The following is a 22,119-nucleotide window of genomic DNA, read 5'->3' as shown; positions in this document are numbered from 1 at the left end:
ATAGATTCTTAACTAATCCCTGATCCCTGATCCCCAATCCCCAATCCTCTAGAAGCAACTGTTTGCACATCCTTGTCACCACGCCCGGAACAGTTGATCACAATTGTAGGGCTACCTGAAAGTTGTGGACAAAGAGTTTCTAGATAGGCGATCGCATGGGCTGTTTCCAGTGCTGGGATAATCCCTTCTAATTGAGAAAGACGTTGAAATGCTTGTAGTGCTTGTTGGTCTGTCACACTATAGTATTCCGCACGTCCAATTTCTTTTAAATAACTATGTTCAGGGCCAACACCGGGATAATCTAACCCAGCACTAATTGAATGTGCTTCAACAATTTGACCATCTTCATCTTGCAGTACATAACTCATAGCACCGTGCAGAACTCCGACTCGTCCTTTTGTCAGAGTTGCTGCATGTTTTTCTGTATCAATACCTTCACCAGCTGCTTCAACACCAATCAAACGCACAGAAGCCTCATTTACAAATTCATGAAACAGTCCAATTGCATTAGAACCACCTCCTACACAAGCAAGCAGAATATCCGGTAGTCCTCCCCATTTCTCAATTGCTTGAGCGCGAGTTTCCTTACCAATGACTGCGTGAAAATCTCTCACCATCATCGGGTAGGGATGAGGTCCAGCCACAGAACCGAGAATGTAGTGAGTTGTTTCGACGTTTGTCACCCAATCGCGAATTGCTTGGGATGTTGCATCTTTGAGAGTTCCTGTTCCCGCTTCCACAGATCGAACCTCTGCCCCCATCAACCGCATCCGGAACACATTCAGGGCTTGCCGTTCCATGTCATGGATGCCCATGTAAATCACGCATTCTAAGCCAAATCGAGCGCACACTGTAGCAGTAGCAACACCGTGCTGTCCGGCTCCTGTTTCTGCTACAATACGTTGCTTGTCCATACGTTTGGCTAACAGTACTTGCGCCAGAGCATTGTTAATTTTGTGAGCGCCTGTATGATTTAAGTCTTCACGCTTTAAGTAAATATGCGGTCCTGTACCATCAGGTTTAGCGTAGTGAGCGGTTAGCCGTTCGGCAAAATAGAGGGGGGTAGAACGTCCTACATAATCGTGCAGCAATCCTTGTAGTTCTTGTTGGAACAGTGAATCAGTACGATATTGCTTAAATGCGGTTTCCAACTCAGTCAGTGCCGACATTAAGGTTTCGGGTACGTACTTACCACCGAATTGACCAAATCTGCCGTTTGCATCAGGTTGTTGACTGGACAGTAGAGTTGAGGTTTCTATCTGTTGTGTATTTAATAACATACTTTTTTTGCGTCTTTTGTAGTTTGTTTTCTTATATCAAATCTGTTGGTATCGGAGAAATATGTTTTTTAACGCACAGGAGCGCAAAGGTAAGCGCAGAGAAATGCAGGGTTTTGGATTTTCTAAAATAGACTACTAGTTTTTTGTGTTCTTACTTTCTGCCATTTACTTCTGCATAGCTACCTTCTATAGATGCTTTCAATTCACTACAGAAATCTTTGATAGCTCGCAGTCCTCGATAGGGTGTACTTTCTGATAAACGTTCTACAAAAGCACTACCCACGATCACAGCGTCAGCACCCCATTCTCTGATCTGACGAGCGTGTTCTGGATTAGATATGCCAAAACCAACAGCAATGGGTTTATCTGTAATGCTACGAATGTCTTGTAACACATCTTTAACACGAGTTTGGAGATGGGAGCGAGTACCAGTCACGCCTGTGACACTAACGAGGTAGATAAAACCACGAGATTGGCGAGCGATCGCTTCTATCCTTGCTTTAGAACTTGTAGGAGTTACTAACAAAATGACTTCAATTCCTACAACATCAGCTAGTTCTAATAGATCGCCGGCTTCATCGAGAGGTAAATCAGGTACTACTAACCCCTTAATTCCCGATGCAGCGGCTCGTTCTAGGAACAACTGTTTGCCCAAATTTAAAATTGGGTTGTAATAAGTAAAGAGAATAACTGGCGATCGCAAACTGCGAGTAACTGTTTGAGCCATCTCTAAAACATTCATCAGCCGGGTTCCCTGTTTTAAGGCACGGGTTGCAGCAGCTTGAATCACTGGCCCATCAGCCAAAGGATCTGAGTAAGGAACCCCCAATTCAATAAAATCAGCACCGCTAGCATCTAAAACTTGTAGGGCTTCGGCTGTGATTTCTAAATCAGGATCGCCAGCTGTGATAAAAGGAATCAAAGCGCATTGATTATTTGATCGTAAAAATTCAAACTGTTGGGAGATAGAAGTCATTCGATTTTGGATTTTGGAGGGGCTTATACCATCAAAAATGCATCAGTCAGAGCAGCTTCACGCAGAGTATTATGAAGTATGAAATTATACGGTGTTTATAATTTATCCTTTAGCCTTTTTACAGCCTCCTCTAAATGAACTTGCTTGACTAAGGATTCTCCAACTAGGACTGCTTCAGCTCCGGCTTCCGCTACAAAGGCAAGGTCGGTACTTGTATATAAACCAGATTCACTTACAACTGTGATACCTGAATTACTTAATTTTTCTCGGCGCTCTGTTAATAGGCGTTGAGTGGTTTCTAGAGCAACGGTAAAATCTTGAAGATTACGGTTGTTAATCCCTATCAATTGCACACTCTCCAGCGCCAAAACCCGATCTAGTTCTGCAAGGGTATGTACCTCTACCAAGGCGCTCATGCCTAGATGTTGAATCAGTTGGAGATAATTTTGCAAACTTTCATCAGATAATATTGCAGCAATCAATAATATTGCATCAGCTCCATTGATTCGTGCTAGGTAAATTTGATAAGGGTCAATAATAAATTCCTTGCACAACAAGGGCAGTGCTACATTGTTTCTAATGATTCGTAGATTCTCAAAACTGCCTTGAAAATATTTTTCATCTGTCAAGACTGATAGACAAGTAGCACCGCCTCGCTCGTAGGCTTGAGCAATCTCGATCGGGTCGAAGTCGGCACGGATCACTCCTCTACTAGGTGAGGCTTTCTTGACCTCTGCAATCAAGCTAGGTTTATGAGGATTTTTTCGCAGAGCATTTAGGAAATCTCGTAGGGGAGGAGCAACATGAATCTGATTTTGTAAATCTGCAAGAGGAAGTTGCTCGTTCAAAAATGCAACTTCTTTTTGTTTATGCCAGACAATCTCTTCAAGAATATGGCTTGATTTAGCCGAGGCTAGAGGTATAGGGCTATTGGCTTCTACTTGATCATTTATTTCTATGGTTAAGGCATTCTTGCTTGCATCCATACAAGATTGGGGTGGCGAATGGTTAAGGTATATCTGAGAATAGTCTTATGCAGCGACAACTGAGGAAGGTTTTTTAGTTGTACATGCACTAACTACATTCTTAATAATCGCTAAACCAACTCCTCCTGCCAAGGTCATGATTGATTCTGGATGGAATTGAACGCCGACAATGGGTAGGGTTTGATGCTCTATACCCATAATTACACCATCATCTGAGATCGCGGTGACATTGAATTCTTTGGGTAGCCTTTCAGGTAGGGCAAACAATGAATGATATCTACCAACTTCAAAAGATTGAGGTAAATTTTTGAAAATGACAGAGTCTTGATTAACAACACAAACGCGAGATACCTTGCCATGCTGAGGATAACCCAAAACTCCTAGTTCACCTCCGAAAGCTTCAACAATGGATTGCAATCCCAGACAAACACCAAAGATGGGAATTTTTCGTTTAATGCAAGCTGCTATTGTCTCTACTACACTAAAGTCACTAGGTCTACCAGGCCCAGGAGACAAAACAACAAGGTCTGGACGTTCTGTATCAAAGACTAATTCTGAAAAACCATGACGTAGTGTTTTGACAGTGGCACCAGTTTGACGGATGTAGTTGGCAAGTGTGTGTACAAAGGAGTCTTCGTAGTCAATCAGTAAGACATGCTTCCCAGTCTCTACATTGATTTGCTGATGCTCAAGTTCTGAGCTAATGGAGAAATCAGTATTTCTATGCTTGGCTTGGTAAAGTGTTTGGAATAAGGCAGCGGCTTTGGTGATGGTTTCTTGGGCTTCAGCTTCTGGAATCGAATCATACAGAACTGTTGCACCAACTCGTACTTCGGCAATGGAGTCTTTCAACTGGATAGTCCGTAAGATTAGACCAGTATTTAAGTCTCCTTGGAAGGTTAAATATCCAACTGCTCCACCATACCAACGTCTAGGGCTACGCTCATGCTGTTCAATAAACTGCATTGCCCATCGCTTTGGCGCTCCTGTAACTGTAACTGCCCAAAGATGGGTGAGGAATGCATCTAAAGCATCAAACTCTGGTCGCAGTGTACCTTCAACGTGATCCACTGTATGGATGAGATGACTGTACATTTCTATTTGACGACGACCAATGACTCGCACTGACCCAGGTTCGCAGATCCTCGATTTATCGTTGCGATCTACGTCAGTACACATGGTTAACTCAGCTTCATCCTTACCTGAGTTTAGTAATTTTAGGATTTGGGCTGCGTCGTCAATTGCATTTTGACCTCGTTTAATAGTGCCACTGATTGGGCAGGTTTCCACACGCTTACCTTCAGTTCGCACAAACATTTCTGGAGACGCACCAATGAGAAACTCTCCACCTAAATTCAAGATGAATCCATAAGGACTAGGATTGATCTGTTGTAGTTTCCAAAAAAGTTCTGTTGGCGACTGTTCGCAGACTTGAAAGAAGCTTTGGCTGGGAACAACCTCAAATAAATCTCCACGCTGGAAGTATAAGAGTGCTTTCTCTACCTGTTGTTCATATTCTCCAGGTGCATGGTCAGATGCACTTGTAGAAGTCAGGCGTTTACCTGTGTAGTCTATGATCTGACCATCGCGAGGTAGTCCCCTAGTGCTACCATTTTTGGTGACGAATTCATATTGCAAATGAAACGCGCTTTGTTGATGGTAATCAACAATTAACAATTCATCAGGTAAATATAGTACTAAGTCTCTTTGGTCTTTAGCACGTTGTAAATGCTTTGGCATTTGCTCAAACTGGAAAACCAAGTCATAGCCAAATGCACCGTATAGTCCGAGATGATCATCTGCTGGACTAGCGAAAGCGTTGAGAATTTCCCGTAAAATGCTAAAAACCGATGGTTGTTTACTTCTTTCTTCTTCTGAAAAGAAACGTTCTGTTGGTCGAACCGAGCCTGTTACACTATTAGTTTCCCATTTTACTCCCTGAAGTTGCGGTAGCTTGTGTAGACGCTCTGCTAAGTAATCCAACAGCACCATACCCCGCTCGTTGTGGGCTGTGAGTGTAAAATTATTGTCACAAGTGGCAAGTTCTAGGGGTGGATTAACAAAACCTATCGCCCATCTTTTATATCTTCCTGGATATTCGTAGCTACTTTTAAGTAAACCTCCCCGTTGGGAATCAAGACGTAACAATACTTCTTCAATAGCAGTCTCAATGGAAGTTTTAGTTACGGATCGAGAAACAAATATTCCACCTTTAGTTTTGTAGCAATGGGTATCCAAATACATCGCAATTCCTCAATTTCTTTGTAAATCCTTGGCACCTACTCATTGCAGACATATGATTAACCAAAAAAAACGCCTACAGTGGAAGAAACTTGTAGTGCTAGCGTATGATTTTGATTCTCGACCCAACGACCAAAGAATTTACCCATGCAAGAGATGTCTTGCTTGGATTGTTCAAATTCTTCTAGTGTCACTTATTGAGGCTCATCGGAGAGCGCCTTAGCAGGATTGGGATGAACTTCAATCATCAATGAATCTGCACCCGCAGCTACAGCAGCCATACCTATGGTTGGTACATATTCTGCCTTACAGTACTATGACTGGGATTTATCATAGTGGGTAAATGAATCAGCGATCGCAATACTGAAGTTGCATATGTGTCTAATGTATTGCCCTTATAGTGCCGATCAAGTGTGTGAATTCTTCGCTCGCCCAAAATTAAATTGATAAGTTTATTTCATTAACCTTAACCTCATTGACTAAATTTATAGTTTTATGTTTGATTACCCTCCATATAACCTAGATAAATATTAAAAGTCTTTACATTGTTTAAGATAGATGCTTATAAGAAGCAATTTCAATAACCTATCCTTTGCTTAACATAGCAATTCCTTTGTTCTATCATTCGAGTTATGTAAAATGCTACGATGCTCCTTTCTCCAAGCTTGAGGAGTTGAATTGTGGTGTTGGCGAAACTGACGAAAGAAATGACCTACTGTTTGATAGCCTACTCTAGCAGCGATCGCTTCTACTGTTTCATCGGTTTCCAACAGTAACATTCGAGCTGCCACCATGCGGCGCTCAATAATCCAGTTTTGGACGGTTTGTCCCGTTTGTCGCCGCACTAAATTAGTAAGGTAAGTAGAGGAGTAACCAACTGCAACAGCTACATCACTGAGGGTAATTTGTTGATGATAATTAGTCTCAATAAACCTAAAGACTTCCTTTAATAACGGATCGGAAGAAAATAAAGACTCAAAGTTTGACAGTTTGACAGCATGTTCTGTGCATGTCTGGCACTTATCCATACTCTCGATACATGTCTGACATTCTTCTACAGTCTCAACTAGTGGCAATTCAGCCTTTGCCTGATACTGGGTAGCATACCATTGCTCAAGAATAGCTCGTTTATGCAAACACCCTGCGATCGCTCCTAGCAACTCTTCTGCTGTAAACGGCTTAATTAAAAAATCATCTGCTCCCAATTCCATACCTTTGCGGATGTCACCTCGAGTGTCTTTAAAACTGACAAAAATAAAAGGGATAATTGCTGTGGCGAGGTTTTGGCGTAGGGCGCTTAGGATGCTGTAACCATCGATTTGAGAAATCAAAATTTCACTTAGAATTAAATCTGGTAATTTTTCCCGTGCTTGTTGCACACCAATGAAACCATCTTCAGCAATTATGGTGTAGACACCTTCTGCTTGAAGGCATTTTTTCACAAAGTTTTGGGTTTCTGATTGAGATTCAATCAGCAGGATTTTTTTCCCATTCAACCATTGCCTAATGATCATGAGCAAGAGTATTGATGAGTTATTGAAAACTGACTTTAATGTAAATGCAATTTCAGATTTAGGGTTGAGTTAAGCGATAACACTAAGTGTGTATAAGGCAAACTCAACTCATACTTAACTGTGTATATACATGGCTTTATGTGATTTATGATACTAAAACTACTTTTGTCTTACTAGTTTATACAACAATAGTAAAGTTTGTTATGAACGGAAATTATGTTACTAAGCATTTATAAGCATACAAGTATTTAGTTATTTCTACTATCATTCTTAAGTCTTAATCACGTAATCCTTTTGAGCTAATACGATAGATAGATGTAATAAATTATTTGTTAATTCCGCTACATTGCTTCAAAAAATAAAAATACGGTTGGAACTTTGAAAACGGCTGGGATCTGTAATTGTAGAAATTACCACACCTTAATTTCCCAATATTTAGACAGTTATCTATGGGGCAAAGGATAAAATTGTATAGTTGTCACATTAATACTTGCTGATTTGGATGCTAATTATACCTAAGAAAGCTTACTTAGCAAGATTTTTTATTTATCTCTGATTTTTTGTTATTTATCGAAAAGTTAAATTTCGCAATTTTTATACATGTTTATTTGTGGTATAAATGAAAATACTCGCGTCCAGGAATTACTAAATTCTGGACTTTTTGTTGTAAATAAATAAGGTGCAAGGATTATTTTTTGAAAAATATACCTATAGACAGATGTTTGAAGTTTCATCTAACCAATGACTGTTTTTAAAATTTTCTGGACTAGCAAGCTGGCTACTTTTATCTAAATAATTTAAATTTATACTGATCATTACTTATAATTTAATTTTTAAAAAATCATCAAAGTCTCTTCTAGCAAGGGTTGTATGTTGTTATATTCCCAATTCACCTAAGAGTAGAAATTTCATTCAAAATCCTCCTAAAAACTATGTTTTATGCGTTTAATATTTCCCCAGCTACAGTGATAAATATTTCTTATCTATATAGTAATCAGAATCAAATTGTGAGATGTTTGGATGTGGATTTTTATTCGTCATTTGTTGAAATATACGTTAAATGTGAATTAGCATTTGAAATGCTAATGATTTTGAGTCAGCCTAGAAACCCTGTTAGGATAATAATCCTTTCTAATTCACATTATTTATAATTCACATTAGACGTAATTTATATCTAGTCCGGTAAATTTTAGTTATCACAAGTTACTGCAAGTACAACAAAGTAGAGCGTAAAGGTACGCAATGTAACTTCTCGCACGCTGTAAGGCGTTACTTTTGGGGTGGAGTAGCGATCGCAAGTGTTTGGGATTGCTTCTAGCTCCGAGTCTTTCTCCGACTGAATATAAATTATGATGACAGATGACAAATAAGAGTTCAAAAAAGCAATATTAACCACTCAAGGAGCTATAGCTATATTGAGGTTTTTTGTTGTTAATTCTTTGAGTTTGCAAGCAACCCCAATTTTTATATTTTGACAATGGGCATACTACGACGAACATTTTCCCGTGACAACAGTTCAATGTTCGGGAGAAAGTGGGGTTTGGTTTTTGCCAACCCTATCCAATGGCTAATATCAAAGTACTCAAAGATCATAACAATTGCGGTATTAGTAACCGTAGCTGTTATATGTGGACATACTGTGTCGGCACAAGTAACACCAGCACCAACTCTTGCTTCCCTAAAAACCATACCAGTTCCACAACCTGATAATCTTGGAGACTTCATCAGAGACAAGACAGCCGCGATTAAGTTAGGAAAATCCTTGTTCTGGGATATGCAACTTGGCAGCGATGGCGTGATGACCTGTGCTAGTTGTCATTTCCATGCCGGTGCAGACAACAGATCCAAAAATCAGATCAATCCTGGCGTTGAGCGTGCAAATATTGACGATCCCATAGTTCTGGATGCAACTTTCCAAGTAGGCGGTGCGCCAAACTACCAACTCAAGCCAGAAGATTTTCCATTCCACAAACTATCGAACCCAGATGATGTCAATAGTACAGTCTTGTCTGACAGTAACGATATCGTTTCATCCAATGCGGTATTCAATACGGAGTTTGTTGATGTTGTTCCTGGTCAGGCGGAAGACAAGGTAAATCAAAAAGACGATCCGATATTTAACGTAAAAGGCACGAAAGTACGGCGAGTCGAACCCCGGAATGCCCCAACAGTTATCGATGCAGTATTCAACTTCCGTAATTTTTGGGATGGAAGAGCGCAGAACATCTTCAATGGTGTAAATCCCTGGGGTTTAAGAGATCCCAATGCCTTTGTTGGCAAGGCCACCGATCCTAATCAGCTAGAACTTGTCAAAGTCAGCCTGAAGAATTCATCTTTAGCTTCCCAGGCGCTAGCTCCACCAATCAGTTCCTTTGAAATGTCAGCTGATGGTCGCACCTTCCAAGAAATTGGTGACAAATTAGGACGAGTTGATCAGTTTAGGCAAATCAACAAGGGATTTGAATTAGATACCTTGGAAAGGGGTAGAAAGCTACCTCGACAACTAGGTAGAAAGTTACTTCCACTTCGACCATTAGGCAAGCAAATTGTACATCCAGAGGATAGTCTTCTGGGTGATGATAGCAGATACCCTCAGCCAGGTCTTAGAACTAGAACCTACGATCAATTGATAAAAGATGCCTTTAAGCCAGAGTGGTGGAGGTCTCAGAAGTTGGTTCAAATTAATGCTGACGGTTCACGAACTATAGTTGAAAAGTCTGATGACTCCTCAGAGACGAAAGAGTACAAGCTGATGGAGTACAACTTCCCGTTATTCTTCGGGTTAGCCATTCAGATGTACGAATCCACACTCATCTCCGACGATACACCTTTTGATCGCTTTGTGGAAGGAAATAACACTGCCCTCACCGAACAGCAACAGCGGGGATTGCAGGCTTTCCAAGATCAAGGGTGTATCGGTTGTCATATAGGTGCAGAGTTTACCATTGCTTCAATTAGCCACGTAAAAACTCAAGGACGCATTGCACCTGCACTATTCGGTCAACAACCGATTGAAGACGTTGGCTTCCTTAATAACGGTATCAGGCCTACGACGGAAGACCGTGGTGTTGGTGGTAACGATCCTTTTGGCAATCCGCTTGCAGAATCTCGGCTAGCCCTGAACGGTACATTTAATCAACTACTCGGTGAAGACCCACCAGTTATTCCTACTGGTGAAGACAACTTGGGAGTAGAGGGAGCCTTCAAAACACCCACGCTACGCAATGTAGAGTTGACTGCTCCTTACTTCCACAATGGTGGACAATTGACTCTGGAACAAGTGCTAGATTTCTATAGTCGTGGCGGAGACTTTCGCGAGGGAAACTTTCCTGGTGTCCTGCCAGTGCTTAACCTGAGTGTCCAGGATAAACAGGATATAGTTGCCTTTCTCAAGAGTTTGACCGATGAGCGAGTCCGCTTTGAGAAAGCACCTTTTGACCATCCGCAACTGTTCATTCCCAATGGACATCCAGGCGATCAAAACTCTGTTACAGACGATGGTACAGGAAAAGCGACAGATACTTTTCTGGAACTTCCTGCTGTTGGTCGCAACGGTAGCAAGGGTCATCCTAATTTTCTGGAGAAGTAAGTGGTTAGCTTTTAGGAAATTATTCCATAATCAATAGAGCGATCGCAGAAATTTTAGGTCTACTGAATGTCTTTGACTATGCGACCAGAAGAAACTTTACCATCAATTTCTTCTACTGCCTACTGCCAAGCCTTCGCACAGCACAAAAGGAGAAAAGTCCGCTTTCGTTAATGAGTGCAGCTGAGGTGAGTTGGTCGGCATCAGAATTTGCCGACCAATGGTCGGCAAAATTTTTGGATATCCCTTATCTGAAGCGATCGCTCTCAACTAGTGGCATAGTGTAGTTTAGAACCTGTAACTTAAATCTTGCACCTGGAAACACGGATGTCAAAACCAAAACTACGTACAAGGGGAGCTAATCGTTCAATATTATAAGTAAAAGAAGAGACACGACTATTTGAGGGAAAATAGATTCTAGTGCTGTTTGTGTAGCCGCTTATTGACAAATTGTTTATGACCTTACCCTGTCAAGAATCAAGCATCATCTTCCTTTTTGAGCAGCAACCAAAGAAACCCCAATAATGACGAACAAGGTTCCTGTTATGCGTAGTGAAGTCGCTGGGTATTTGTTAAGCCCGATGAGACCAAAATGATCTAAAAAAAGTGCCGCAATCATCTGACCTGCAATTGTGAGTGCTAATGTCAATGCTGCCCCAATCTTAGGCGTGGCAAAAATAGTTGACCAGACATACAAAGTTCCCAAACAGCCTCCTATCCACATCCACCATGATGTTTGAGAAAGTGAAGTTAAAGTAGGAAGTGGATAGTGGGCAAAGAAACAAATAATAAGTGATGTGATAGTGCCAGCAAGATATGAAATAAATGTAACTTGCATTGGCTGACCAACATAACTTTTTAAAAGAGTATTAAGAGCAACCTGAACGGGTAAAATAGCACCACCGATCAGTGCTGCTATCAAATAAATGGTTCTAGGACTCATAAGATATCACTCCGAAAACTAAACAGAAAATTTTGTAGCGAGCATCCAGCAGGATGTGGTTAGATAAAAACCACTAAAAATTTTAACAAAATGTATCAATACGGTTCAGTTAAAAATTTTTAATACAAAAAAACTGTATGTAGAGACCGTAAATTTACGGTCTCTACAAAGGATTATGGTCTTAACTAAACCGTATTGTAAACTTGCTAATCTTAACGATCGCTGTGCTGATAACAATGCTCAACTAGCCACGACCATTGAAGGTTTACTCCACCATTAAGCACTCTCAAGATATCCGTGAATCGCGCTCACCAATTCGCAAATGCCTGTAATTTTGAGCAGGCTGTAGTGATCAACTTTGAGGTTTATGACCGTCGGAGTCTTTTGGGAGTATCCACTGTGGCTCTCGATGAACGAGTAATCATCACCATCGGCCTTAAAAATAGTTATAGGCGCAATCATCTGCCTCTGAGTCAGTTCGCGGAATGTGTACTTGGCTTCATATGTTTGCTGTACAATTCTAATTATTCGTTCCACCAGATCCAAATCAAGCTTCTTATATCTTGAAATGAATGACGCGAAGCTGTCTTCATCCTTTGCGACCTGCAAACACTCCTCCAGTGCAGGGCCGGTGATAGTGCTTGCAAAAACCGAGAAAAGAATTGTCACATAGGCTTTGTTGGTGAATATAGGTTGATTGCCATGAATAGCTTCGTTCTCAGTACGAACCTTTGGTGATCCTGGAGCAATCAAAAAGAGATTTTCCACATGCTCACCGGACTGCTCAAGCTGATAAGCAACTTCAAAGGCCACCCGTGCGCCGAAGGAATATCCCCACAGCGTATAGGGACCAGCTGGTTGAATACGTTTTATTTCCTTAATGTCTTCTACAGCCATCTCACTAATGGAGGAAAATGGCTTCTCGCCTTGGTTGATTCCATACGCCTGAATACCGTAAAAGGGTCGATTGATATTTATTTTCTCTGCCAGCAATCTCAAGTTCATTGGGTAGCCGCCAAGTCCAGGCCAGCAATAGATGGGATTCTCTACTCCCGTAGATGATAGACGTACTAGGCGCGAGGAAAGTTCAACTTCATCACTATCAACCTTACGAGCGAGCTTCTCGATGGTTGGAGCTTCAAAAAGAGTATGCAAAGGCAAAGTACAATAAAACTCTTTGTTGATAGCGTTGATGATTCTCACAGCAATAAGTGAGTTTCCGCCGGATTCAAAAAAATCGTCACAGATCGAGACAGAATCCCACTTCATCGCCTTCTTCCAAATCTCGCCTATTCGCTGCTCAGTATTTGTACGAGGCATAATGATAGGCCTTTGGGCCATTTCGACGTTCACTTTGTCCGACGCTTCCAGTGCTTTAACGTCGATTTTACCATTGGCGGTAAGCGGTAACTTGTCCATTACTATGATCTTGTTAGGCATCATGTAATCAGGCAAAAAGTTGCGTAGATCCTCTTTGATCAACTCTGCGGGGCCTTTCATCTGGACGGCGTCTTCCTTCATCCCCTCGCTAATTAACTGGTCATGACTCACGCAACCACCAATACAGAAGTAAGAAGGCCCTGGTTCTTCATGACTAGCGCTGAGTATCCTTGTTATCTGCTTTGCCGAAGGAAGATCATTACCAGTCTCGGAGCTGTATCCGGAGGACAATAGACCAAGATTTAGATCATTCATTTGTAGATGTTGAAGCTTCCTGCCCATCGCAAAATAATTCGCCCATTTACAGCTGCTTCTACCAATCATTGCGATTCCAAAACTTCCCTGTTCGTAGGTTAGCTGATTGATAGCTATTACATGTCTCTTGAGAATGATATCGTCTGAGATTTTTTCCAAGGAGCCGTCTTTGTATTTGTATAAACCCGCAGGTAGATCAGCGATCTTTTCAGGATGACTTTGCACATAGATATCAACTGGTTCGATCAACAGTGGTCTGACCTGAGGCACTAGATCAAAAGTGCCTAGATAATAATAGTACTCATCTGAACATACGACTTTCTCCTTTACTTCCGGCATATAATTAGCATCTCCAATACTAAGCTTATATGCCGGAAGAATCTTGTCAAACAGACCCAACATGTGGCCTGTTTCTATTTCGAGTACCTCTTGAATATTATTCTTATAAACTAGCTCGATAGCTTTTCTCTTTCCAATGAAGTGTATTTTTATTCGTGTTTTTTCTGTACTATCTATTTCATTTAATAGAACTAATTGATGGCGTCCCGGATGATAATAGTAGTAACCAGACTTCAAACCTGCTATGTTAACTAATTCGAGATACATTTGCGTTGCATACAATGCACCAGGTGATGCGTAACCGTACTTGGGTAATAGACGCTCATCACTGTGAAACGGCCCGAAATATCTCAAAATCTGACCTAATTCTGTGAAGCTCAACGCATCCAAGCCACGAGAATCAGAGAAGTTGTAGGTCTGGTCGCCAGTAATTTGTCGATCCAGCAACTGCATAATATCAGCTTTCTGGACAGCACCACCCTCGAATAAACGGTAGGATTTTCGAGTAAACGCCAATCGCCGCTGTTCTTCAGTCGGTGTTTTACCTGGAAGATCGATCTCTATCTGGCCAGGCACACAATTTTCTTCGTCGATATCCCTATATCCGAGATTCGATAATTGAGCTTTGACTTGAAGCTTGTTTTGCTTTGACAGATGGTGTTCTCCATGAACACCCTGATCCATCACAGCAGCTTGCTTAGGACTCAATTCAATACATGCAATCAAATCAGAGTATCCGGTACGAGAATTTTTCTTAACTATAACAGCTGCGTTCTTAACCCAGTCATGTTTCTCAATTGCCACCTTTACTTCGTCAAGCTCAATCCGAAATCCTCTAAGTTTTACCTGATTGTCTACCCGACCAACAAACTGAACAGTACCATCTGCATTCCAACAGACTAAGTCGCCAGTCTTGTACAGTTTAGCATCTCCAGAATTCGTCGAAAATCGGTCGTTGACAAACCTTTCCTTAGTCAAGTCTGGTCGATTAATGTATCCGCGCGCCAGCTGAACACCACCGATGTATAGCTCACCATTTTCTCCAACCGATGCTAGCGATTGATCGCTGTTGAGAATGTAAAACTGAGTATTGTGAACGGGAGTGCCGATGGGGATCGCCTCAGGGTAATGAGCGATCGCATTTTTATCAACCTTAAAGGCGGAAGCATTGATGGTGCATTCACTCGGGCCATAAACATTAATTAAGTCACATTTTGGCAGCACTTCGATGCATTGTAGCGCAAGTTTTTTTGACAGAATTTCGCCGCCACTAAATATTTGTGTGAGTGATTTACAATTGTGAAATATGTCGGTGTCAAGAAGCGCTTGTAACAGAGTTGGAACGCATTGCAGAGTCGTCACATCATGTCGGATAGTAGTCTCAATTAACTGTTCTGGATCTTTATAGGTTCCGGGGCGGCTCATAATAATTTTACTGCCACAACAGGACGCAAGAATCTCCCATTGTGCTGCGTCAAAACTCATCGGTGTTTTTTGCAGAACAACTTTATTCTGATCCAAATTACAAACAGTTCGCATCCAATTCATCTGGTTGACGATACTGCGGTGTTCAATCATCACGCCCTTCGGCTTTCCCGTACTTCCAGAGGTATAAATGACATAAGCTAAGTTGTCAGAACGCGGACGCTTGCAGAGTCCATTCTGTCCATTTATACTGGATGGAATCTCAGACTTCTCGGCCTCTTCGAGTGTAACAATTTGCGTACCTGGAGGCACCAGATCCGCCAACCTGGCGCGCAGCTTTTCCTGTGAAAAAACAATTTTGACGCCTGCATCCTCGACCATATATCTCAATCGGTCTTCGGGATATTCTGGTGATAATGGCAAATAAGCGCTGCCTGAGAACAAAATACCCCAAATCCCAACTATCAACTCAAGCGACGGCTCAAGGAAAATACCTACACATTGATCGACAGTTGCACCAAGATGCTGAAGATAGGAACCCAAACGTGAACTGATTTCGGCGAGTTCTTGGTAAGTTAGACATTCATGATCACAATGATCACAGATAACTGCTTCTCTATTAGGTTGAGCTTGCACTTGCTCTATAAACAAATCAAGAAGAGACTTTGCAATCGAATCTTCTGACTCTCTATTATCTAGCTTTTTGATAAGCAAATCTTCTGTTTGCATAGCTGATCTCCAATCTCATCTTTAAACATGTCCGAAAAAAGTAGGGTGCGTTAGGCGCTCACATCATATTTTTTCGTGAAAAATGAGATGTGAGCGCCTAAAACAACGCGAGGTGCTACAACGAGGGCTTTGAAGTTCTCTGTGAGGTTAGGGGGAAACCCCCGCAACGCATTGGCTCTCCTACAGTGATTTTTGTTACTTTAGAGGTTTTGAATTAATCTTCTCCCGTAAACGACGTGCAGATTCGACAGGAGACTTAGCATTGTAAATAGCAGCACCAACTGCTGCTACATCAGCTCCTGCTGCTTCTACTTCCTGAATCGTATTCTCATTGATACCCCCCGCAGCCGAGAGAGATATTGAAACTGCACCTCGTAGCGCCGCAAGTTCGTTTGCAGTTGAAGCACACAAGTGATTAGCTTGCTCATCTAATCCGCAGTGCAGTTCCAAGTAATTAACTCCTAGCTTTTCTAAGTCGCGCGCACGTTGTACACGATCTGAAACGGAAATCATATCAGCAGTAACATATCTCCCATACTTACGAGCAGCTGTCACAGCTCCTTTAATAGTGCTGTCATTTGATACAGCTAGAATTGTAGTGAAGTCTGCCCCCGCTTTGAATGCCATTTCAGCTTCTAAGCCTCCAGCATCCATCGTCTTCATATCTGCAAAAATGAGTTTATCTGGAAAAGATTGTTTAAAGGTTTCAACAACCTTCAATCCCTCTTGCTTAATCAAAGGAGTACCGGCTTCGATGATATCTACATAATCAACAACATCTTTAAGCAATTTGATTGCTTGCTCTAATGACAACAAATCTACAGAAACTTGTAATTTCATTAAAAAAACCTCTTTTTTGTTCAAATAGTTTACTTTGATTTTGTGTTAGTTATTCTTGAGAATTACTTGCTAGTATTAGTTACTCAAGATTAGCGTGCAACGCCCAAAGATTCTCAGAACTTTTATTGATAGTGTGAGATAAAAAATGAAATAAAGCATCAAATATCAACAAAGAAGATTGCTCGAATAAAGAGCCACTAAATTGTTGTGAATATTGATGACTATGATCTTGTTTAGCAGCAGCTTCTATATGAATTAAAAAGTCAGCTATCTTGGCTAAAGGAGAATCTATTTGAGTTGTGATACTAGCAATATATGCACCAATTTCTTTTGCTTTGGACGCAATTTCTAAAACATGTTCCGTGGTGCCTGAACCAGAGAAATCTATGAGTAAATCACCTTGTTGGATTGCTGGAGTAATTGTTTCACCAACAACGTAGACCTGCCGTCCCAAATGCATCAGCCGCATAGCAAACATCCGAATCACGAGGCCACTACGACCTTCACCAGCTACAAAGATTCTTTGGGTATTCATAATTGCTTGCCCAAGTTGGATAACTGATGAATAATTGATTTTTTCTAAAACTTGTTTGTTTTCGATTAGCACCAATTCAACGACTTTACTAAACTCGGTATTGATGTCTCTATTAATGAGATTTTGAGAAACATTAGCCATGATAATTATTTCCTTTCTAATAGTAATGTAGAACTTCAAGTGAGATTTACACGCTGCTTCTTAAAAGACTAAGAGACGACTTTGGTACAAATCTTGAATTACTTGAATAGCACAGACTATAGCTACAAGCCCGATTACCACAACGGGCAACAAACTTTTGCCAAGTATGGCAAGTATGAGAAGGATAAATGCAGAATAAAGGCGAAACCTAGAACGAATTTTACAATAGCGTATAACTCCAGTACGATGCAAAAGAGCTAGAGCTAGTAAGCATAATGCTACCGTACCACAGAGAAGTACGCGCTCTGGTGCAGGCAATGCTACACTAGGCTCACTTAATATAATGTGTTTGACGCCAACTCCCGTAGCAGTGAGTCCAATAACCAACGGTAAATGACCGTAAAGCCAAATTTGATAAACGCCAATTTGACCAGTTGCATTAGCAGAACGCAAAGCTGAGTTACCAATATTCTCGAAATAGACCCACCACAAGCTAAAAGCGATACTAAAGCCGAAGATTGCAGCAAGTGCGCTTTTAGCATCCCACTTCTGATTAGAAAGACCATCGACCACGCCTATAATCGCTTCGCCTAGAACAATGATGGTAAATAGCCCGAAACGCTCTGGCAAGTGTTCGACATGGTGGCTTAGTCCTAACTGTAAGTGTTTAGCTGTCAGAGGTGTGGCGAAATCTGCAATTAGCCCCGATGCCCAAAAACCAAAACGTAATGGGATGGGTACAAATGCTGAGATCAGCCAGAGAGCCGCAGCGATCGCAAAACCCTGTGCGTAACGAATTGCTAGTGGACGTGCTACAGGAATATGCTTGGCAGCACGCAGATATTCAATGACAAGCATAGCTCTTCCGGCAGCATAGGAAAGAGCAAAGCCAGTAGAACTTTCCCCCAAGCCGTAATGTGTATTCACTGCTAAGGTGGCGATCGCTACCATTTGCCCACCAATCAGTAAGCGATGACCTATGTCATCAATATCAAATCGATTCGTATAAAATGTTGTACCAATCCATGCCCACCAAATTGGGATGAACAGAAATACAAACTTAAAAAATCCTGATAGGGAGACATCTTCGCTGAGATTGTGAGCAACTTGTGATACCGCAACTACAAACACTAAATCATAGAAAAGTTCCAGCCAAGTAGCATGACCATTTTTTTCTTCGCTTTCTGCACTAATACGCAGACGAGGAGGTTGGAACCAGGTTTTCACGTCTAAACCCTCATGTTTTTTCAAGCGGACACGATATTAAACTCAAGTATCAGCTTTATCAGTTGCTGGTAAATGCACAAAGGTTTTGTCGGTATAAGACCAAGCCCAGTTCTCACCAGGCTCAAAGGACTTTATCAAAGGATGACCAGTGCTATGGAAATGCTTGGTAGCGTGCTTATTTTTAGAGGAGTCACAACAACCAACATGTCCGCATATGAGACAAACCCGCAAGTGTACCCAGGTGTCTCCACTTGCCATGCATTCCTCACAGCCATTAGTTCTGGGTCTGACTACTTGTAACTGATTAAAATCTGTATACCCCATAGTCATTAATTCTCCTTTATGTTTTCTCTCAAGCAAGAATTGCTTCACTTTTAGCTCTGTTAATTTCTTGGAATGAGTGGAGGGGTAAAGTAACTTGAAAGCGTGTGTCACCTGGCTTTGAGAAACAGCGAATATGTCCGTTATGCTGACCAACTACAATTCGATAAGCAATCTCTAGACCTAGTCCAGTTCCTACACCGATACCCTTCGTTGTGAAAAACGGATCGAAGATTCGGGATTGAATTTCAGGGGGAATACCAGGTCCGTTATCCGCAATTTCCACTGTAATGCAATCTTGGGCGCTAAAAGTACGTATCCAGATTGTACCTCCTTCACCCAAGGCGTCGATCGCATTGTCAATCAAATTTGTCCATACTTGATTTAGTGCGCTTCCATATGCTTCGATAGTCGGTAGATTTTGCTCGTATTCACGTACCACTTGGGTACGATGCTTTCTGAGCTTGTAGCTCAAAATAGTCAGCGTATTCTCTATCCCTTCATGAATAGTTATCTCCTTGAGTGGAGACTGATCCATATAAGAGTAGGCTTTGACAGCATTGACAAGATCCGAGATGCGAGTAACGCCTTGGTCGAGGACATTTAGTACACTTGCCATAGCCAGCGTTGCTTCTAACCAAGTCAATGCACTACTGAGTGTATTGACACTTACATGTTCGCCAATCACTTCTAACTGTTGAGCCTTAATTCCTGCCGCAACTAGGGTAGGAACAAATTTCCATCCATCATCAACACCATGTGATTCTAACCAGTCAGTTAGTTCATCTTCCAAATCGAGCTGAGTTAAGGGATCAAAGTCGCAAGTTTGAATCACCCGCTCAATGGCCTGACTCTTAAGATCCAAGAGGTACTCTAATTGAACAGGGGTGAGATGTTGCTCAGTAGACTCAAGCGAGAGGTTGTGTAAGACGTTTACCATATCGTGCAACTGTCCTGCTGCCCGACGTACTGCTGCTGTTGGATTACCCAGTTCATGGGCCAGACCTGCTGCTAGTGTACCTAAGGAAATGAGTTTATCGTGTTGCTGAGATAACATCTGTAACTCTTGCATTCGGCTTGCCATGAAACCGAGAACAGCTTTTCTCACCGAGGGGCAGAACATGAGCATCTGCCAGAACTCTTCCTCGTGCAAACAATATATATGACACTGACCAACGGCTTGTCCACTTGCAAGATGAAGTGTGCCTGCAAGCAGCGGAACTTCACCAAAAAATGTACCAGCTTCATATGTAGCTAAAATAACTTCTTGGTTACTAATCTCTCGTGTCAGGCGGATTGCTCCTTCAAATACCACATAAAAGCATTTTGCAGGTTCCCCTTGCTTAAAGAGTAAGTCTCCTGGATTCAGCCGGATATTGCTGCCGTTCATCAAACACATCAACTGATTCTCGGTCAGGTTTTTGAACAGGGGTATTGTTTGTAACAACTCAAGCATGACAAAAATCTACAGTGTTTTTACAAGGATGAGAGATATTGATGTATGAATTGAATAGCGATCGACCCTTCACCCACTGCTGAAGCAACTCGTTTCACTGACTGATAGCGCACATCACCTACTGCTAAAATTCCCGGTATATTAGTTTCGAGAAGATATGGCGATCGAGTTAGTGTCCATCCTCTGGGATACATCTCACCATGCAAAACATCAGGACCAGTCAGAATGTATCCCTTTGAATCTCTCTCTACAATATCTTGTAACCAGCTGGTACGTGGTGTTGCACCGATAAAAGTGAAAAGGGCGCAAGCACAGACAGTTTCAACCTCATTAGTTAATGAGTTGCTAATAGTTATTGCCTCAAGTTTATCTTTACCGAATATTTCAGTAATTTCGGTGAACACTTTGACCACGATGTTATTTGTCTCTTCGATCTGATCGATTAGATATTTAGACATACTTTTCTTGAGTGAGTCCCCACGCACTAAAAGGGTAACTGAACGGGCGTATCTAGAAAGATGCATAGCAGCCTGTCCAGCCGAATTACCTGCCCCAACAATAAATACGTCTTCACCCTGATACGCCATTGCTTCAGTCATTGCAGCTCCATAGTACACCCCAGCACCAGTTAGCTTCTCGCTACCAGGCACGTTAAGCCTACGATACGATACACCAGTTGCAATAATTACTGTGTGACTGCTTAGTTCTGAGCCATCTACTAGGGTTATATATCGATATTGACCATCTACGCGAAGACCAGTTACTTCCTGTGGTGTAAGAATTTCTGCTCCGAACTTCTGAGCCTGTGCGACAGCACGCCTAGCCAAATCCCCTCCAGATAGTCCTACTGGAAAACCGAGATAATTCTCAATTCTAGAACTAGTTCCCGCTTGTCCGCCTGGAGCTTCTTTTTCAACCATGACGGTGCGTAATCCTTCAGAAGCAGCATACACTGCTGCTGCTAAACCAGCCGGACCACCACCTACAATGATCACATCATAAAATGGCATTTCGGCACGCATTTTCAGCCCAACTTTCTTAGCTATTTCGATGTTTGTTGGCTGTAAAAGATGTGAGCCGTCAGGAAAGAGTAGCAGTGGTAATTTTAGTTCACTTAGGTAAACATCTGTTGTCAACTTGCGCCCTTCCTCTGACTCAATGTCCAACCATTGATAAGGAATATGATTACGTGCCAAAAAATCTTTGACTTGATGTGTTTTGGCTGACCATCGATCGCCAATCACGCGAACACCTTCAAACGATGGGAGAAAGGTTTTTTTCCAAATCTCAAGTAAATCGTTAAGTACCGGGAACAAACCTTGCTCCGGAGGAGTCCACGGCTTCATCAAGTAGTAATCAATCTTAGCCTTATTGATAGCACGAATAGCCTCATCAGTGTCAGCATACGCCGTAAGTAAGGCACGTTTGGCATCTGGGAAGATTTCCATAGCCTGTTCCAGAAATTCCACACCGGTCATGTTTGGCATCCGCTGATCCACTAACAACAGAGCTACTGGATGGTTGCGTAGTTTCAGTTTTTTCAGTGTCTCTAAAGCCATCTGACCAGATTCAGCACGTAGTACCCGAAAGTTTTCGCCGTATTCACGGCGCAAATCACGCTCTATCGCCCGTAAAACTTCTGGGTCGTCATCTATTGTAATTAGAACAGGCTTAGCCATGATATTCCCTCATTTGTTAACCTTTCCCCTATTTTCAAGATAGAACCCCAGGGGCTTTAGCGTAGCTCCTTCTGATGAAGAGTCGCGCCCACAACGAGGGAATGAAAATAGTTCTTCCCCTTGCCCTTTTATCTTTACTCTATTTTCAAGCGAGAAGGTCATGTAATAAATCACACAACTAGGGCATGAAAATATACTCTTCCTAC

The 22,119-nt window shown here is 41.8% G+C and carries 16 protein-coding genes; 1 reads left to right on the top strand and 15 read right to left on the bottom strand.

Annotation, left to right across the window (positions count from 1 at the left end; genetic code table 11):
* Window positions 1-8: 8 nt before the first annotated feature.
* From trpB to ACE1AT_RS17320, 7 genes are all read right to left on the bottom strand, one after another.
* A complete protein-coding gene (gene trpB, locus ACE1AT_RS17350; protein ID WP_374870482.1) occupies window positions 9-1,280 on the bottom strand; it encodes a tryptophan synthase subunit beta in 1,272 nt (423 codons plus the stop codon).
* Window positions 1,281-1,431: 151 nt separating this feature from the next.
* The gene (gene trpA, locus ACE1AT_RS17345; protein ID WP_374870480.1) at window positions 1,432-2,256 is read right to left on the bottom strand and encodes a tryptophan synthase subunit alpha; all 825 of its coding nucleotides are present in this window, start codon (window positions 2,254-2,256) and stop codon (window positions 1,432-1,434) included.
* Between the two features lie 95 nt (window positions 2,257-2,351).
* Window positions 2,352-3,242 carry an indole-3-glycerol phosphate synthase TrpC gene (gene trpC / locus ACE1AT_RS17340; RefSeq protein ID WP_374870478.1) on the bottom strand — a complete coding sequence of 297 codons (891 nt, stop codon included), beginning with the start codon at window positions 3,240-3,242 and terminating at the stop codon, window positions 2,352-2,354.
* 45 nt (window positions 3,243-3,287) lie between these two features.
* A complete protein-coding gene (locus ACE1AT_RS17335) occupies window positions 3,288-5,486 on the bottom strand; it encodes an anthranilate synthase (protein WP_374870476.1) in 2,199 nt (732 codons plus the stop codon).
* Between the two features lie 56 nt (window positions 5,487-5,542).
* Entirely contained in the window at window positions 5,543-5,677 is a 135-nt protein-coding gene (locus ACE1AT_RS17330; protein ID WP_374870474.1) for a hypothetical protein, read from the bottom strand.
* Window positions 5,678-5,764, bottom strand: a complete 87-nt coding sequence (locus ACE1AT_RS17325; protein WP_374870516.1) for a hypothetical protein — start codon at window positions 5,762-5,764, stop codon at window positions 5,678-5,680.
* Between the two features lie 315 nt (window positions 5,765-6,079).
* Window positions 6,080-6,997 carry a helix-turn-helix domain-containing protein gene (locus tag ACE1AT_RS17320; RefSeq protein WP_374870472.1) on the bottom strand — a complete coding sequence of 306 codons (918 nt, stop codon included), beginning with the start codon at window positions 6,995-6,997 and terminating at the stop codon, window positions 6,080-6,082.
* 1,519 nt (window positions 6,998-8,516) lie between these two features.
* On the opposite strand from ACE1AT_RS17320, the gene ACE1AT_RS17315 reads away from it, so the two are divergent.
* A complete protein-coding gene (locus ACE1AT_RS17315; RefSeq protein WP_374870470.1) occupies window positions 8,517-10,586 on the top strand; it encodes a cytochrome-c peroxidase in 2,070 nt (689 codons plus the stop codon).
* 481 nt (window positions 10,587-11,067) lie between these two features.
* On the opposite strand, the gene ACE1AT_RS17310 is transcribed toward ACE1AT_RS17315, so the two are convergent.
* The 8 genes from ACE1AT_RS17310 to ACE1AT_RS17275 form a co-directional block, all read right to left on the bottom strand.
* Complete coding sequence (locus ACE1AT_RS17310) at window positions 11,068-11,526, bottom strand: DMT family transporter (RefSeq protein ID WP_374870468.1); 459 nt, start codon at window positions 11,524-11,526, stop codon at window positions 11,068-11,070.
* Window positions 11,527-11,802: 276 nt separating this feature from the next.
* Window positions 11,803-15,714, bottom strand: a complete 3,912-nt coding sequence (locus tag ACE1AT_RS17305; RefSeq protein WP_374870466.1) for an amino acid adenylation domain-containing protein — start codon at window positions 15,712-15,714, stop codon at window positions 11,803-11,805.
* Between the two features lie 195 nt (window positions 15,715-15,909).
* Window positions 15,910-16,578, bottom strand: coding sequence for a 3-hexulose-6-phosphate synthase (hxlA, locus tag ACE1AT_RS17300; protein ID WP_374870464.1), 669 nt, complete (start codon window positions 16,576-16,578; stop codon window positions 15,910-15,912).
* A gap of 55 nt (window positions 16,579-16,633) precedes the next feature.
* Window positions 16,634-17,230, bottom strand: coding sequence for a 6-phospho-3-hexuloisomerase (hxlB, locus tag ACE1AT_RS17295; RefSeq protein ID WP_374870462.1), 597 nt, complete (start codon window positions 17,228-17,230; stop codon window positions 16,634-16,636).
* Between the two features lie 60 nt (window positions 17,231-17,290).
* Complete coding sequence (locus ACE1AT_RS17290) at window positions 17,291-18,457, bottom strand: low temperature requirement protein A (protein WP_374870460.1); 1,167 nt, start codon at window positions 18,455-18,457, stop codon at window positions 17,291-17,293.
* Between the two features lie 42 nt (window positions 18,458-18,499).
* Window positions 18,500-18,787, bottom strand: a complete 288-nt coding sequence (locus ACE1AT_RS17285) for a ubiquitin carboxyl-terminal hydrolase 14 (RefSeq protein ID WP_374870458.1) — start codon at window positions 18,785-18,787, stop codon at window positions 18,500-18,502.
* Window positions 18,788-18,809: 22 nt separating this feature from the next.
* On the bottom strand, window positions 18,810-20,234 hold the full coding sequence (locus tag ACE1AT_RS17280; RefSeq protein WP_374870456.1) for an ATP-binding protein: 1,425 nt from the start codon (window positions 20,232-20,234) through the stop codon (window positions 18,810-18,812).
* Between the two features lie 20 nt (window positions 20,235-20,254).
* Window positions 20,255-21,913 carry an FAD-dependent oxidoreductase gene (locus tag ACE1AT_RS17275; protein ID WP_374870454.1) on the bottom strand — a complete coding sequence of 553 codons (1,659 nt, stop codon included), beginning with the start codon at window positions 21,911-21,913 and terminating at the stop codon, window positions 20,255-20,257.
* Between the last annotated feature and the right edge of the window lie 206 nt (window positions 21,914-22,119).

The sequence above is a fragment of the Pelatocladus sp. BLCC-F211 genome, assembly GCF_041928655.1.
Taxonomy (GTDB): Bacteria; Cyanobacteriota; Cyanobacteriia; order Cyanobacteriales; family Nostocaceae; genus Pelatocladus.
The sequence above is the reverse complement of the archived record's forward strand: the minus strand, read 5'-3'. Positions and strand labels throughout refer to the sequence as shown.